Raw genomic sequence first — 16,184 nt, forward strand, 5'->3', positions numbered from 1 at the left:
GGGTCGTGAGTTCTTCTTCGCTGCTTTCTTGCTTCGAAGCCACCGTGAATACCGGAGGCGCGAGCTTTCTCTCACTCCTCACTCCTCACTCACTCCTCGCTCTCAACGCAAACCGGTTTCCGCACGCGCGATCACCATACGCTGGATCTCGCTGGTCCCTTCGTAGATCTCGGTGATCTTGGCGTCGCGGAAGTAGCGCTCCAGCGGCATCTCCTTCGAGTAGCCCATGCCACCATGGATCTGCACAGCCTGGTGACTGATCCACATGGCTGCTTCCGACGCGGTGAGCTTGGCCACTGCGGCCTCGGTACCGAAGCGGCCGCCGTGCTTTTCGGTTTCGCCCTTGGTCCATGCCGCGCGCAACGTCAGCAGGGTCGCTGCATCCAGCTTGCATTTCATGTCGGCGATCTTCGACTGGGTCATCTGGAACGTGCCGATCGGTACACCGAACGCCTTGCGGTCACGCGACCACTGCAGCGTGGCCTCGTACGCGGCGCGAGCAATGCCCACGGCCTGCGAAGCGATGCCGATGCGGCCGGCGTCGAGCACGCCCATCGCGATCGAGAAGCCCTTGCCCTCCTCGCCCAGCAGGTTTTCCTTCGGCAGGACGTAATCGGTGAACTCGATCTCGCAGGTGGCCGAGGCGCGGATGCCAAGTTTCGGCTCGCTCTTGCCGGCATGGAAGCCCGGCAGCTGGGTGTCGATGATGAAGGCCGAGACGCCCTTGGCGCCGATACCCGGGGTGGAGATCGCGAACAGCACGATGTAGCGCGCAACGGGGCCGGAGGTGATCCAGCTCTTCTTGCCGTTGATCACCCAGTCACCGTTCGCATTCTTCGCGGCGCGGGTATGCATCGCCGAAGCGTCGGAGCCGGACTGCGGCTCGGTCAACGCATAAGCGCCGATCGCCTCGCCCTGGGCGATCGCACGCACGTACTTCTGCTTCTGCTCCTCGTTGCCATGCTTGAGGATGCCGTTGCAAAACAGCGAATTGTTCACCGACATGATCGTCGCGGTGGCCGCATCGGCCGCGGCGATCTCGATCATCGCCAGCACATAGGCGATCGGGTCCATGCCGGCGCCACCGTACTCATGCGGCACTTCTATGCCCATCAGGCCGAGCTGGCCCATCTCGCGGATGTTCTCCAGCGGAAACTCGCCCCTGGCGTCCAGCTCGGCGGCCACCGGCACGATGCGCTTCTGCGCGAAATCGCGGGCGATCGACTGGATCGACAACTGGTCTTCAGTAAAACGGAAATCCATGTACTACTCCCGGACGCCGCATGCAGCGGCTGATCAAGACGAAATCTTTGGCCAGAGGCCAGCCGCCTATTGTAACGACCCGTGTCATCTGCGTCGTGTCGCGGCGCAGCGCCCATCACGATAGCCCCGGCCCATCTGCCGCTTGACGCCCCTGCAAACCAAGGCCAGACTTGTTATCTCTGTATCGCGATATAAGGATACCCGATGGATCTGGCGACCGCCTCCAGTGTCCTCCGGCTGCTGGCCGACCCCACCCGCGTGCGCCTGCTGGCGTTGCTCGAACATGAAGAACTCACCGTGGCCGAGCTGGCCGCCGTGCTGCATCTGGCGCAGCCGCGCGTATCCACGCACCTGGCCAAGTTGAAGGAGGCTGGCCTGGTACGCGACCGCCGCGCCGGCGTCTCAGCCTATTACCGCGCCAACAACGAAGGCGACGAAGCCCAGCACAGCCTGCTCGGCTCGCTGCGCGAAAGCATCGACGACGCGCTGCTGCGCGAAGACAGCGCACGCCTGCCTGGCGTGCTGGCAAACCGCGCGCGTGAGGAAGGCTGGGCCGACACCGTTGCCGGCGACATGGAGCGCCACTATTCGCCCGGTCGCACCTGGGAGACGCTAGCGCGCTCGCTGCTGCAATTGCTGGGCACCGGTGACGTACTCGACATCGCTTCCGGCGACGGCATCACCGCCGAATTGCTGGCACCGCATGCGCATTCGATCGTTTGCGTGGATTCAAGCGAACGTGTGGTCGAGGCCGCAGCAAAACGGCTGAAGCCCTTTGCCAACGTGCAGGTGCGCCAGGGCGACATGCATGCACTGGAGCTGGGCGATCAGCGCTTCGATCTGGTGCTGATGCTGCACGCGCTGACTTATGCCGAACATCCCGCCCAGGCCGTGGCCGAGGCCGCGCGACTGCTTCGCCCCGGCGGCCGCCTGCTCGCGGTGACACTGGGCCAGCACGACCACCGCGCCGCCGTCGAACCGTTCAACCATCGCAACCTCGGTTTCCACAGCGAGCAGCTCGACGGCTTCGCCCGTGCAGCCGGCCTCGACGTCATGAGTTGCACCCGGCTCAGCCGCGAACGCAAGGCACCGCATTTCGAAGTGATCAGTCTGCTCGCACGCAAGCCGGCTTGAACACCGCTGCACTGCTTAACCAAAGGAAGTTTGATGAGTACCCTGCCCTGGCTCCATCCCGAACGCGTCGCCCTGCTGGAGCAGGCGTTGCGCCGACGCATCCTGATACTCGATGGCGGCATGGGCACCATGTTGCAGGCGCACGAGCTGGATGAGCATGGCTTCCGCGGCGAACGTTTCGAGCATGGTCACGACGATCATGTGCATGCCCATGAACATCCGGCCCACGAACATCCGGGTAGCTGCGACCTCAAGGGCAACAACGACCTGCTCACCCTGACCAGGCCGGAAATCATCCGCAGCGTGCACGAGGCCTATCTCGAAGCCGGCGCCGACCTGGTCGAGACCAATACCTTCAACTCGACCCGGATCAGCCAGGCCGATTACCAGTTGCAGCATCTGGCCCACGAATTGAACCTCGAAGGCGCCCGGCTGGCGCGCGCCGCCTGCGATGCGATGACCGCAAAAACCCCGCATCAGCCGCGCTTCGTGATCGGCGTGCTCGGCCCGACCAGCCGCACTGCCTCGCTGTCGCCGGATGTCAACGACCCGGGTTTCCGCAACGTCACGTTCGAGGAACTGGCCGAGAACTACACCGAATCCGCCAACGGCCTGATCGACGGCGGCGCCGACGTGATCATGGTCGAGACGATCTTCGACACCTTGAACGCGAAGGCCGCGCTGTTCGCGCTGAGCGAACTGTTCCACCAGCGCGGCGCGCGGATGCCGGTGATGATCTCCGGTACCATCACCGACCGCTCCGGTCGCACCTTGTCGGGCCAGACCGCCGAGGCCTTCTACTACTCGGTGCGCCACGCACGACCGTTGTCGGTGGGCTTCAACTGCGCGCTGGGCGCCGAGGACCTGCGACCCCATGTGCAGACGCTATCCAGCATTGCCGAAAGCTATGTCAGCACCCACCCGAACGCCGGTCTGCCGAACGCGTTCGGCGAATACGATGAATCGCCCGAGCACATGGCGGACATCATCGGTGGCTTCGCCCGCGATGGCCTGCTGAACCTCGTCGGCGGCTGCTGCGGCACCACGCCCGCGCATATCAAGGCCATCGCCGAGGCAGTGCGCAACCATCCACCGCGCGCACTGCCCGGCACAGTATCGAAGGCTGCATGAGCGTGCACCAACCGATACCCGACTTGTATCCAGACGCCATTCCCGCGAAGGCGGGAATCCACGTTGCCGTGGCAGCGACGAAGATGGATTCCCGCTTTCGCGGGAATGACGAGCACGAGAACAACAAGGCACACGAAAACGAATGAATACGGCACGTCACACCCGCCTGTCCGGCCTCGAACCGCTGGTCATCACGCCTGACCTGCTGTTCATCAACGTCGGCGAGCGCACCAACGTCACCGGCTCGGCGCAGTTCAAGAAACTGATCAAGGAAGACCGCTACGACGAAGCCGTCGAGGTGGCCCGCCAGCAGGTCGAAAACGGCGCGCAAATCATCGACATCAACATGGACGAAGGCCTGATCGATTCCGAAGCGGCGATGACCCGCTTCGTGAACCTGATCTCCTCCGAGCCGGATATCGCCCGCGTACCGTTCATGATCGACTCGTCCAAGTGGACGGTGATCGAGGCCGGCCTGCGCTGCCTGCAGGGCAAGGGCATCGTCAATTCGATCTCGATGAAGGAAGGCGAAGCGCAGTTCCTCGAACACGCGCGCAAGGTGCAGCAGTACGGCGCCGCCGCGGTGGTGATGGCGTTCGACGAACAGGGTCAGGCCGATACCTGCGCACGCAAGGTGGAGATCTGTTCGCGCGCCTACGAATTGCTGACGAAGGAACTCGACTTCCTGCCCGAAGACATCATCTTCGACCCGAACATCTTCGCGATCGCCACCGGCATCGAGGAGCACAACAACTACGCGGTGGATTTCATCGAAGCCACTCACGAGTTGAAGAAGCGCTTCCCGGACTGCCACATCTCCGGCGGCGTCTCCAACGTGTCGTTCTCGTTCCGCGGCAACAACGTCGTGCGCGAGGCGATCCACTCGGTCTTCCTGTACCACGCGATCCGTGCCGGCATGGACATGGGTATCGTCAACGCCGGCGCGCTGACGATCATGGACGACATCGATCCGCCGCTGCGCGAGCGTGTCGAGGACGTGGTGCTGAACCGCCGCGAGGACGCCACCGAGCGCCTGCTGGAGATCGCCGACAACTACAAGGGCAAGCGCGGCGAAGCCGTGGTCGAGACACTGGCCTGGCGCGAGAAACCCGTGCGCGAGCGTCTCAGCCACGCGCTGGTACACGGCATCGACCAGTATGTGGTCGAAGACACCGAAGAAGCGCGGCAGCTGTCGACACGCCCTCTCGACGTGATCGAAGGACCGTTGATGGACGGCATGAACGTGGTCGGCGACCTGTTCGGCGCCGGCAAGATGTTCCTGCCGCAGGTGGTGAAGTCCGCCCGCGTGATGAAGAAGGCGGTGGCCTATCTGCTGCCGTACATCGAGGCGGAGAAGCTGCGCACCGGCGACACCGGCAAGAACAACGGCAAGATCATCATGGCCACAGTCAAGGGCGACGTGCACGACATCGGCAAGAACATCGTCGGCGTGGTGCTCCGCTGCAACAACTTCGAGGTGATCGATCTCGGTGTGATGGTGCCGGCACAGAAAATCCTCGAGGCCGCGATCGCCGAGAAGGCCGACATGATCGGCCTGTCCGGTCTGATCACGCCGTCGCTGGAGGAAATGAGCCAGGTCGCACGCGAGATGCAGCGGCAGGACTTCCACATCCCGCTGCTGATCGGTGGCGCCACCACCTCGCGCGCGCACACCGCATTGAAGATCGAACCGCACTACAAGGCGGGCACCGTGTGGGTGAAGGATGCCTCACGCGCCGTCGGTGTGGCGCAGTCGCTGGTCAGCAAGGAGCTGGTTGACGAGTTCCTGGCCAAAGTGCGCGCCGACTACGCCGACGTGCGCGAGCGGCACCGCAACCGTGGCCCGGGCAAGCAGCTCGTGCCGCTTTCGAAAGCACGTACGCAGCGTTTCAGCTGCGACTGGGCTGCGTACGAACCACCCCAGCCGAATAAACCCGGAATCACCGTATTCGACGAATATGATCTGGCCACGCTGCGCCCGTACATCGACTGGACGCCGTTCTTCCAGGCGTGGGAACTGGCCGGTCACTACCCGGCCATCCTCACCGATGCCGTGGTAGGCACCCAGGCCAGCGAACTGTTCGGCGATGCGCAGGCAATGCTGGACAAGATCGTCGCCGCGAAGTGGCTGACCGCTCGCGCAGTGATAGGTCTGTGGCCTGCCGCGAATATCGGCGATGACGTGGAGATCTATGCACCTTCCCTTCCCCCGCGCGCCGAAGGCGAAAGGGGGCCGCTCTTGGCCACCCTGCACAGCTTGCGTCAGCAGGTCGACAAGCCGGTCGAGCGTCCCGATTTTTGCCTGGCGGATTTCATTGCGCCGATAGAGTGCGGCAAAACCGACTGGATCGGCGCCTTCGCGGTCACCGCGGGCATCGGCATCGAAGAGCATCTGGCGCGCTTCGAAGCCGATTACGACGATTATTCGTCGATTCTGTTGAAGGCACTCGCCGATCGTCTCGCCGAAGCATTCGCCGAGCATATGCACGAACGCGTGCGTCGCGAATTCTGGGGTTTTGTGCCGGACGAATCACTCGGCAACGACGAACTCATCGCCGAGAAATACCGCGGCATCCGCCCCGCCCCCGGCTACCCGGCCTGTCCCGATCACACCGAGAAGACCGCGCTGTTCACACTGCTCGACGTCACCCGCAACACCGGCATCGAACTGACCGAAGGCTTCGCGATGTACCCCACAGCTGCAGTCTCCGGCTGGTACTACTCGCATCCGGAAAGCCAGTACTTCGTGGTGGGCCGCCTCGGCAAGGATCAGGTCGAGGACTACGCGCGACGCAAAGGCTGGACACTGGCCGAAGCCGAACGCTGGCTAGCCTCCAACCTCGATTACGATCCTGAATGATTGTTCCGGGCAGCTTTTGCCGCGATTCCGGGCAGTTTTGGGCACCCACTCACTGACTGGCGGTCACTCAATCGTGTCGCCAGTAATGCTGTTCTTGTGATGGCGCAGGTGCACGACCAGGTTGTAGACCGAGACGAAGGCCGGGAAGAAATTCGAGATGATGCCCACCGAATCGTTCTTGCCGACCGTGAAATAAGCCAGCAACAACGCACTGCCCACCACCGACAGCCACCAGAACGACAGCGGCATCACCACCCGCTTGTGCTTGCGCGTGTAGTACAGCTGCACGAACCAGCGGCTGGTGAACATCACCGAGCCGAGCAGACCAACGACCTTCCACGGCGTCAGCTGGAAATTCTGCAGCGCGTGCAGGATGTGGGCAAGTTGAGTGCTGAGAAAGTCCATGGTCGGGTGCTTTGGGGGTTGGAAGAACGGCGAGTTTACAACCCCCAAACCGCGCTGCCGCCTAGCCGGACCGCAGCTAGGCAAAGCGCCTTGTCCGTGGACGCAAACCAGCGCCAACTATTGACCCGCACCACGACTCCCCCTAAAATTCCGCGTTCTCGGCGGGCGATTAGCTCAGCGGTAGAGCACTGCCTTCACACGGCAGGTGTCGCAAGTTCGATCCTTGCATCGCCCACCATTGATCTGGAAACCGACCCACGTGGTCGGTTTCGTCGTTTGGGCACCATGACAAACGTAGCGTGCGTGTAGCAACGGGCACTTCACACGGCAGGTGCCGCAAGTTCGATCCTTGCATCGCCCACCATTGATCTGGAAACCGACCCACGTGGTCGGTTTCGTCGTTTGGGCACCATGACAAACGTAGCGTGCGTGTAGCAACGGGCACTTCACACGGCAGGTGTCGCAAGTTCGATCCTTGCATCGCCCATCATCAGATTCCACAAAAGGCTACCTCATCGGTGGCCTTTTCGTTTTGCGAATACGGACGGGGCGATACGAAAGCTGCTTTGATCGTCAGGTATTCAAAGCTGCTGGATCGAAAGTTGCGAACTTCGAATTGATGCTGGATCGCAGCCATGCTCCATGGCAAGCATGCTCGAGCGGCGCATCGGTACATGACCCGATCGTGGCATTTGTGGCGTGTGACTCGCCTATGACTGATTGCGTTATGACGTCAGATTACATTGCATGATGAATTTTCCACTGGGCGCTTTGCCGGCATGGACGAAACCCAGTCTTCCCATGATTCTCTGAGCAGCCCGACGTTCTATCTTGTGATTGTCGAGAGTGACAATCAGACGGCGAGGTGCGCCACGTTCATGCACCATGGCTTTGAAGCCCTGGATCATCGTCTCCATCAAACGAACATTCAAACCCAGCAGCCGACTGGCTGGCCGGATGAACAGACGAACGAATCCAAAAGATGCGCCATGATCATCCAGAAGAATCGCCACCGTGCAAGCGCCTGCGATACGGCCGCTCTCCATCTCCTGGAGAACACATGCCACCTCGAATGAACGGCGCCAAGCTTCGTCTGGATTCGTCAATGCTCCTTCCTGCAACCAGAATTCCACGATTTGCTGCCGCAGCATGTCCGAGACATTGCCGAATACCCACCGGGCCTGAAGGTTCTGGAGTGTGGCCACCGATGCGGAAGGCATCTTGATCATGGAGTCCATCGCGTTTCCTGTGCAACCAGTTGGCTTCAGAAGTGTATGTAAATTGAAGAGCTGCCTATGCCATGGAAACGATATGAGACTGAATACGTCAGCGTCTACGCGAGAGCCATCGGCAGATCTCCCAACGAGCACTTTAGCAGTGCTGTTGAGAAACACCGGGACTTTGTGATCGGTTTCGCCCGGCACGCTTTTCCGCTCATCGGCACCGGCCATCCTGATCCAGTTCGCGTGGCGTGCATGGTGATCGCGCGGGCGAAAAAATGGCATCAGGCACGAATGGCACTTACTCAAGCGCGAAAGCTCACTTTTCGTCATTGCCGCGAAAGCGGTAATCCAGTGACTTCGGCCGTTTCAGGTCATACGAGACACTGGATTACCGCTTTCGCAAAGAGATCGCACGACCAAGATTTCTGTATCGCGCTGCGTCAGGCAATGAAGCCCGCACCCGTCAGCCAATGCGCCAGCGGTGCCGGCGCGCCCAGCAGGAAGCCCTGCCCGTACTGGCAACCCATGGCCAGCAACTGGTCACGCTGTGCAACCGTCTCGATGCCCTCGGCGACCACGAACAGGTCCAGCGCGCGCCCCAGGGCCAGAATGGCACCGACGACCGCATTGCTGCCGTTGTAGGCGCTTCGATTCAGGGAGTGCACGAAGGACTGGTCGATCTTCAGCTTGTGCAGCGGCAGTGTGTGCAGGTAGCTGAGCGAGGAATAGCCGGTACCGAAATCGTCCAGCGCTGCGCGTACGCCGGCCACGTCCAGCCGCTCGAGCATGGTACGCACGCGTTCGGTGTCGTCCAGCAATGCACCTTCGGTCACTTCGATGACCAGTTGCTCCCGTTCGATTCCGGAGCGATCGAGCAGCGACAGCAGCCGCTGGTCGAAATCGGGATGCCGCAGGTGCAAGGGCGAGACATTGATGGTCAGGAACCTGCCTTGGGTGTTGAGTGCAAGGAAACACTCGAAGGCACGGCCGAACAGAAACCAGTCGATCTCCTCGAGATAACCGAAATCCTGGGCGACGCGCAGGAAATCGTTCGGCGCCAGCAGCCCGCGACTGGGATGGTTCCAGCGCAACAGTGCTTCGTAGCCCACCACCTGGCCATCCGCCAGGCTCAGGATCGGCTGGAAATAAGGCTCGAACTCGCCATGCTGCAGGGCGTGACGGATCTCGCGTCCCAGCGTGAAGATGTCCACCGTCACTTGTGTCAGTGACTTGTCGAATATCGCGTAGCGCTTGCGCCCGAGTTCCTTGGCGCGATAGAGCGCGATATCGGCGTCGTGCAGCAGCGCATCCGCGTCGGTGTAGCTGCTGTCGCCCACGGCAATGCCCATGCTGACCGAAGGCTCCAGTTCCTTGCCGGCAATGCGCGTGGGCTCGCACAGCACGCTCATCACGCGCTGGGCAATCTCCTCCACCCGGGCGGTATTCGCGACGTCCTCGATCAGGATGGCGAATTCGTCGCCGGAGAGCCGGGCCGAGATATCCGGCTCATTGATGCAATAGCGCAGGCGCTGCGCGATCACCTGCAGGAATGCATCCCCGGCGAGATGACCCAGCGTGTCGTTGACCAGCTTGAAGCGATCGACGTCCAGATACATCAGCACGCAGTGGCGCCCGATTTCGTTTTGCATCACGGCCAGGCGACGTTCCAGCTGCTCGCGCATCGCAGTCCGGTTCGGCAATCCGGTCAGCGTGTCGTGCAACACTTGATGGCGAAGTTGTTGCTGGGTCTTCTCGCGGCGCGCCACTTCGGCGTGCAGCTCCCGCGTGCGCTCCGCAACGCGCTGCTCCAGCCTGGCATTGGCATGCTGCAACGCCGTTGCAGCGCGCCGGCGATAGATGCTGTTGGCGATCTGCATGGCCACGAATTCCAGCAGATCCCTGTCGGCCTCCCCGTAACTGCTGTCGCTCTTGTAGCTCTGGACCGCCACCAGCCCAATCACGATCTCGTCGACCCGCAGCGGCACCCCGAGCCAGCACGCCGGTGGCTTGCCGGCGGTCACCGGCGTCATCTCGCCGGCACGCGACAACGCCTCGATATCACTGGCGCTGCCCAGCCATGAACTGCCACGCCGCAGCACGTACTCGCTGATCCCGCGACCGAGTGGTCGCGATGTCTCGCGCCGCACGCCACCATCGACGTAGTAGGGGAATTCCAGTCGCTGCTGGTCATCGCTGACCAGGGCAATGAAGAAATTCTCGGATTCAAGGAGCTGTCCGACTGCCGTGTGGACGTGTGCGTAGAAGTCCTCTTCGGCAAGATCCGATGTAGCCAGTTGCGCCAGCTGGAACAGCGTCACCTGCAGCTGCACGGCATGCTGGCGTTCGATCACTTTCTGCCTGAGTTCGCGATTGAGCGTGTCCAGCTGCTGGGTGCGCTGACGCACTCGCCGCTCCTGGTCGTCCATGGTGCGCTTGCGTTCGAGCACGGCGAGGATGTGATTGGCCACGAAGGTCAGCAACGTGCGGTCATTCTCGGAGTACTCCATGCCCGGCCGGTAACTCTGCACGACCAGTGCGCCTTGCACCTCGCCGTTACGCACCATGGGCACGCCCAGCCAGTCGACACTCTCCGGCCCAAACGATGCCGACGTGCCATTGACCTGCGCATCCAGCTCCTGCGGACTTCCCATCAACGACTTGCCGGTGGTCAGCAGGTGCCAGGTCAGACTGCCGCGACGACTTTCCAGCGTCACCTCGCACGTGGTATCCGGCCCGTGCAGATCGACCGTGTCGACGAAGTACAGGAAATGCACCGTCTGGCGAACGGCGTCATACCGCACGATGTAGAAATTCTCCGCATACATCAGCTGGCGGATGATCCCGTGGATGCCGCACAGCAGATCCGGCATGTCCCGATCCGATCCAGCCAGTTCCGATATGGCGAACAGGGCCTGCTGCAGGTGTTCCGAGCGCTCCAGCTGCTGCTGCGCGCCACGCAGTTTCTCCAGCTCGAGTACATGCGCCAGATGACGACCGGCGACCAGCAATCCGGGGAGCAGGGTCGACTGCAGTTCGTGCGTCAGCGGGAGGATGCGAAAGTCGACCAGCAAGACGACGGGAAGATCATGCGAGAGGCGAAACGCCCAGCGCAGACCGTCGGTCCTGGCCTGCATCTTCTCATCGCTGTTCAAGAAGCTTCTTGCAAACACTCTCTGATCGGCACTGATGGCCGTTGCCGCATCGGGCAGCTCATCCATCCAGATCAATCTGGCCGATTGGCAACCGGACTGTCTGCCGGCCAGCGCCAGCACCTGCTCGCTCACCGCCTGCACCGTCACTGCGTCGATCAGGCCTTCCAGCCACACCGCATCGATCGGTACCTGGCGTGGTGGAACTTGCTGTTGGAGGTGGCTCATTGGTGCTGCTCCATGACGGCACACCCGATCCCTGGATCCAGCTTGACACGGAGCTCCCCTGCTCCGATCTCATGTTACCAAGCAGTGACTGCCTGTCTACCAAAGACCCGAAGCACTCGCTCGCAGGAACGTGCGCCCGGCTCACTGTCTTACTACGGCTCCGACTCCACGCGGTTGTTGCCACCGTGTTTGGCACGGTAGAGCGCCACATCTGCGCGTCGGATCATCGCGTCGGCACTCGTTTCACCGGGCCGGATGCGCGAGATGCCCACGCTCACGGATACGCGCAATTGTGGGCAGATGTCCTCCAGGTCGAGTGCCTCGACATTGCTGCGCAACCGTTCCGCCACCAGCACACTGGCCTCCGCACCGGTATTCGGCAGCACGACATAGAATTCGTCGCCACCCCAGCGCCCCAGCTGGTCGAACTGCCGCAGCGCCTCCTTGCAGGCGGCAACGATACGCAGCAATGCCCAGTCGCCCAGTTGATGACCATGGCTGTCGTTGATCTGCTTGAAATCGTCGACATCGAGATGCAACAGGCTCAGTTCATGGCCGTCCTCATGGGCGCGCTGTACTTCCTGTGCCAGCACCCTTTCGATGCCACGACGATTGGCCACGCCAGTGAGGACATCGGTCATCGCCATGCGCTTGTAGTGACGCAGGTGCTGGATCTGCCGCAACGCGAGCCACGCCAGCAGCAGCGTCAGCACACCGCCCAGCAACAGTGCCAGGCGTTGCCAGCGACGTACTTGTTCCAGCGAGTCGATCTGCTCCTTGCCCAGCGCCGCATCGGCAGCCAGGCGGCGATTCTCCAGATCACGCCGCGCGGTATCGAACTGATAGCTCAGCAGGATCGTTTCCTGCCGACGGGCCATCAGATCGAGTTCGGCATTGGCGTTGATCGTGCGCTGAAGATCCTCGACGGTGGCCTGCAACAGACCCAGCGCATAGTCGCTCCTGGCACGGGCAGCATAGAGCTGCGCCAGATAACGGATGTTCTTGTCCGCGGCCATGCCGGCTTCGGCTGCGGCGTAGTCGGTCAGCGCCAGCTTGTGCTGCCCCATCCCTGCATGCGCAATACCGTACTGCAGATGCAACATGGCTGTCGACGACTGATCCGACACCGAGGCAAAAGCCACCCCCGCTTGCGTCAGCGCATCGATGGCCGGCTGGTACTGGCGTTGGCCGTTGTAGACCTCGGCCAGCCCGAGCAGGGCCGTCGCCGCGCTTTGCCGTTCCGACATCTGCCTGGCCAGGGTCAGTGCCTGTTTCAGCTCCAGAATTGCCGTGCCGGACTTGCCCCCTTCGTCATCCAGATAACCCAGTTCCAGGTGAACCTGGATCAGGCTGCCGTTGTCGTGCCGTTGTTCCGCCCAAGCCCTGGACTGTTCGAGATAAGTGCGTGCCTTGTCGTATTCACCCAGGCGCCGATACGCACTGGCGATGTCAAGCAGGTTGCCTTCCGCGAGAATGTTCTTTCCAGCATTGGCATAGCTGCGATTGGCCTCCAGGAAGTCCACCAGCGCCCGTGCCTGATCGCCTTGCAGTGACTCCACCGTACCGCGCAGGGTGAGTCCATCACCGATGCGTTCCACATCGTTGACCTGTCGTGCCAACGCCAGGCCCGCGTTGTAATCGACCAGGGCATCATCGCTGGTCGTGGTCAGCGCCTGATATTGGCCACGGCAAAAGTGGAAATCGATCTGCGCATGGATATCGCCGGCATGCGTGGCATCGGCAAGCGCAGACGAGGCGTAGGCAAGCCCCGCACGATCGTTGCTGGAGAAGGCCATCTCACAATAAAGCGCACGATAGACACGATCACGTCGCGCGTCGCCAGCAGGCAGCAAGGCATGGAGTTGGGCCAGCAGCCGGTTCGTCTCCGCCATGTCGGCAGGAACCAGCTCGTTGCTGTCCAGCTGATCAGCGAGCCGGTCAAAGGCTGCCGCCGAGGGTGCCAACTCGGCAAAAGCAGTGACACTGGCCAGCGTCAGGGAGGCCCCGAGTAACAGCAGCAATACCCCGCAACGGAACAAGTTCAGAGCCCTCCCCCAAGGTCACCGGCAACTTGCCGCATACAGTGACACACCGCACAGTCAAACCTCTAGCTATCCGGTCCAGGGTATGGCATCCCACCGCCTAGGCACTGCATGTCACAGGAACTCGCTTGTCCAGTGCCTCGAGGGAGCTGTTCTGGTCAATCCTGGCGCAAGAACTTTGGCCGCATGTTTAACGAGGCGGCTCAGGCATCGGCCGGCGCAAGGCGATGACGCAGGCTGGGTGATGCCGATCGCGGGTGGGTACATGCCGTCGGCTGCCCGCACGGCATCGGGTTCGATATGCCACTTTCCCGGAACGGGAACGGTGAGCCGGACAGACAGAGGACTGATGCAGGATGCAGCAAGCTCCGTTTACCGACGTCTATTGGATGGAGGAAGTCGCGTGCATGCAGTCCATGACCTGCTCGGAAAACCAGACGTCCTGTCCTGCATTCGAATGATACTTTGCGGTCGTGGTTGGGCCAGTCGCGACGATATCCACCAGCGCGACCATCGGGCCGTCCGCACCATCCCTGAGCTGGATGCTGGTTCCCCCGAACATGGGTACGACGGCCATGTGAGCCGACCTTTTCGACCAGCTTCCAGAAACACAGGCGACAACCTCATCCACGCTTCTGTCCGCGACGTAGTAACCGGACGGGGCTGAATCACGCAGGCTTTGTGCGTCCGTGCATGCGGAAAGGAGCCCAACGACAGCAATGCAGGCCAGGTATCGTTTCATGATCAATTGTGTCCGTGGGTTTTCGTGTTGTGCCAGACCATCGTCAGTGTATCCGGCTTCCGCTTTCGATTGAGACCGGATAGCCAGGTGACTGCCACCATCCTGCACATCTCAGTTTGAACAAACCGGGCGAAACCCGCACTGCCATCCTCGCCACGCAGTGGAGCCTCAGCCACCTGTGCATGCCTTGGCGCGCTTGAGCAGAAGTTCACGCTCCCGCGCATTCTGCGTGAGTGAAGCCGCCCGCTCGAATTCCGGACGGGCTTCGGCGACACGATCCAGCTTGACCAGCAAATCGCCGCGCACGGTCGGCAACAGATGGTAGTTCGCCAGTGCCGGTTCGTCGGTCAGCGCATCGACAAGTTCGAGGCCGGCGAGCGGTCCGGATGCCATGCTCACGGCTACCGCGCGATTCAACTCGACGACCGGTGACGGCATGACCCGCGCGAGCATGGCGTACAGAGCCGCGATGCGCGGCCAGTCGGTCTCTTCGGCAGTGAGTGCTCGCGCATGGCAGGCGGCGATCGCGGCCTGCAGTGCATACGGGCCATCGGTCCCACCCAGCTTTTCCACGTGATCGAGCGCGATCAGGCCGCGGCGGATCAGCAACTGGTCCCAGCGTGCACGGTTCTGCTCGAGCAGCAGGATCGGTTCGCCGGCCGCACCGACGCGCGCGCGCGCGCGCGAAGCCTGGATTTCCATCAGCGCGAGCAGACCATGCACCTCGGGCTCGCGCGGCATCAAACCGACCAGCACGCGCCCCAGCCGCAAGGCTTCCTCGCACAGCGCCGGCCGCATCCAGTCATCGCCGGCAGTGGCCGCATAGCCTTCGTTGAAGACCAGATAGATCACCCCGAGCACCGACGACAGTCGCGCCGCGAGATCCTCGGCCCGCGGTACCTCGAACGGCACCTCAGCCTTGGCCAGGCTGCGCTTGGCACGCACGATGCGCTGCGCAATCGTCGGTTCAGGCACAAGGAACGCCCGCGCGATCTCCTCGGTGGTCAGGCCGCCGAGCAGGCGCAGGGTCAACGCGACCCGTGCCTCGACGGACAGCACCGGGTGACATGCGATGAACATCAGCCGCAGCAGATCATCGCCGATGGGATCATCGAGAGCCGCTTCAACCTCCGACACGGCATGCTCCTGCACGGCCTCAAGCTCGTGCATCAATTCCACATGCTTGCGCTCAAGCAGCTTGCTGCGGCGCAAGCGGTCGATGGCGCGGTGTTTCGCCGTGGTCATCAGCCATGCGCCGGGATTGTCCGGTACACCCGACGTCGGCCACTGCTCCAGCGCGATGACCAGCGCATCCTGTGCCAGCTCCTCGGCCAGACCCACGTCACGCAGCATGCGGGTCAGGCCGGCAATGAGTCGGGCCGATTCGATCCGCCAGACGGCGTCGATGGCGCGGTGGGTGTCGGTCGCGGTCATGGCGACCGATCACACCATCTACCTCCCGTTGACGCAAGAGCGGATCAGTTTTCCTCGGCCGCCGCCTTCAGGTTGGCAAGCCCGCGTTCGAAGTCGCCACCGACCAGCTTGTCCATGTCGAAGAACAGGTGCATGAGCTTCGCCAGATAAGCATTCGGGCCATGCATCGCCCAGGTGACCGTAGTCGAATCACCCTGCGGTACCAGCGTGAAATCGGCAATGTTGTGGGCTTCGAACGGCTTGATGAAATCCAGCTTGATCGTTGTCGCAGATGGCGACGCCGCCAGGATCTCCATGCGGCCCTGGCCGACCTTGCTGTTGCCCTGCCACGCGTAGACGGCACCCGGACCGCTTGCCGAACCGCTGTAGCTGCGCTTGAGCGCCGGATCGAGCTCCTCCCACGGCGACCAGACGATCCACCGCCTGAAGTCATTGATGAATGCGAGGATCTTCTCGGGCGGGGCCTTGATCGTCGCCGCGCGCTCCAGCCTGAATGAGCCAGGCCGCGTCGCTGCGAAGGCAAGCACTGCGACGATCAGGACGACAACTACGATGAGGATGATCTTGAACATG

The 16,184-nt window shown here is 62.1% G+C and carries 12 protein-coding genes and 1 tRNA gene; 5 read left to right on the forward strand and 8 right to left on the reverse strand.

Annotated elements, in window-relative coordinates:
* Positions 1-102: 102 nt before the first annotated feature.
* On the reverse strand, positions 103-1,263 hold the full coding sequence (locus B0E51_RS08230) for an acyl-CoA dehydrogenase family protein (RefSeq protein ID WP_077444420.1): 1,161 nt from the start codon (positions 1,261-1,263) through the stop codon (positions 103-105).
* Between the two features lie 204 nt (positions 1,264-1,467).
* Between B0E51_RS08230 and B0E51_RS08235 the strand changes: the two genes are divergently transcribed.
* Genes B0E51_RS08235 through metH form a run of 4 tightly spaced genes read left to right on the forward strand, consistent with a single transcriptional unit; the run spans position 1,468 to position 6,388 of the window.
* Positions 1,468-2,397: a metalloregulator ArsR/SmtB family transcription factor gene (locus B0E51_RS08235; protein ID WP_077444421.1), complete on the forward strand. Its 930-nt coding sequence runs from the start codon at positions 1,468-1,470 to the stop codon at positions 2,395-2,397.
* A 33-nt stretch (positions 2,398-2,430) separates the two neighbouring features.
* The gene (locus tag B0E51_RS08240; protein WP_077444422.1) at positions 2,431-3,528 is read left to right on the forward strand and encodes a homocysteine S-methyltransferase family protein; all 1,098 of its coding nucleotides are present in this window, start codon (positions 2,431-2,433) and stop codon (positions 3,526-3,528) included.
* Positions 3,525-3,674 carry a hypothetical protein gene (locus tag B0E51_RS19650; protein ID WP_217333092.1) on the forward strand — a complete coding sequence of 50 codons (150 nt, stop codon included), beginning with the start codon at positions 3,525-3,527 and terminating at the stop codon, positions 3,672-3,674. The genes B0E51_RS08240 and B0E51_RS19650 overlap by 4 nt, the downstream gene beginning before the upstream one ends.
* Positions 3,671-6,388, forward strand: coding sequence for a methionine synthase (gene metH / locus B0E51_RS08245; RefSeq protein WP_077444423.1), 2,718 nt, complete (start codon positions 3,671-3,673; stop codon positions 6,386-6,388). The genes B0E51_RS19650 and metH overlap by 4 nt, the downstream gene beginning before the upstream one ends.
* Before the next feature lie 63 nt (positions 6,389-6,451).
* On the opposite strand, the gene B0E51_RS08250 is transcribed toward metH, so the two are convergent.
* Complete coding sequence (locus B0E51_RS08250; protein WP_077444424.1) at positions 6,452-6,793, reverse strand: lipid-A-disaccharide synthase N-terminal domain-containing protein; 342 nt, start codon at positions 6,791-6,793, stop codon at positions 6,452-6,454.
* 163 nt (positions 6,794-6,956) lie between these two features.
* On the opposite strand from B0E51_RS08250, the gene B0E51_RS08255 reads away from it, so the two are divergent.
* A tRNA-Val gene (locus B0E51_RS08255) sits at positions 6,957-7,031 on the forward strand.
* A 487-nt stretch (positions 7,032-7,518) separates the two neighbouring features.
* Here the strand turns inward: B0E51_RS08255 and B0E51_RS08260 are convergent.
* The 6 genes from B0E51_RS08260 to B0E51_RS08285 form a co-directional block, all read right to left on the reverse strand.
* Positions 7,519-8,031 (reverse strand): hypothetical protein, encoded by a 513-nt coding sequence (locus B0E51_RS08260; protein ID WP_143525850.1) that lies wholly within the window; start codon positions 8,029-8,031, stop codon positions 7,519-7,521.
* A gap of 425 nt (positions 8,032-8,456) precedes the next feature.
* Entirely contained in the window at positions 8,457-11,393 is a 2,937-nt protein-coding gene (locus tag B0E51_RS08265; protein WP_077444426.1) for a GGDEF domain-containing protein, read from the reverse strand.
* A 152-nt stretch (positions 11,394-11,545) separates the two neighbouring features.
* Positions 11,546-13,432, reverse strand: coding sequence for a tetratricopeptide repeat-containing diguanylate cyclase (locus B0E51_RS08270; protein WP_143525851.1), 1,887 nt, complete (start codon positions 13,430-13,432; stop codon positions 11,546-11,548).
* Between the two features lie 385 nt (positions 13,433-13,817).
* Positions 13,818-14,177: a hypothetical protein gene (locus B0E51_RS19480; RefSeq protein ID WP_077444428.1), complete on the reverse strand. Its 360-nt coding sequence runs from the start codon at positions 14,175-14,177 to the stop codon at positions 13,818-13,820.
* Positions 14,178-14,345: 168 nt separating this feature from the next.
* On the reverse strand, positions 14,346-15,611 hold the full coding sequence (locus B0E51_RS08280; protein WP_077444429.1) for an RNA polymerase sigma factor: 1,266 nt from the start codon (positions 15,609-15,611) through the stop codon (positions 14,346-14,348).
* Between the two features lie 44 nt (positions 15,612-15,655).
* Positions 15,656-16,183, reverse strand: coding sequence for an SRPBCC family protein (locus tag B0E51_RS08285; protein WP_077444430.1), 528 nt, complete (start codon positions 16,181-16,183; stop codon positions 15,656-15,658).
* Position 16,184: the final 1 nt, after the last annotated feature.

This window comes from Rhodanobacter sp. C05, from assembly GCF_002001165.1.
Lineage (GTDB): Bacteria > Pseudomonadota > Gammaproteobacteria > Xanthomonadales > Rhodanobacteraceae > Rhodanobacter.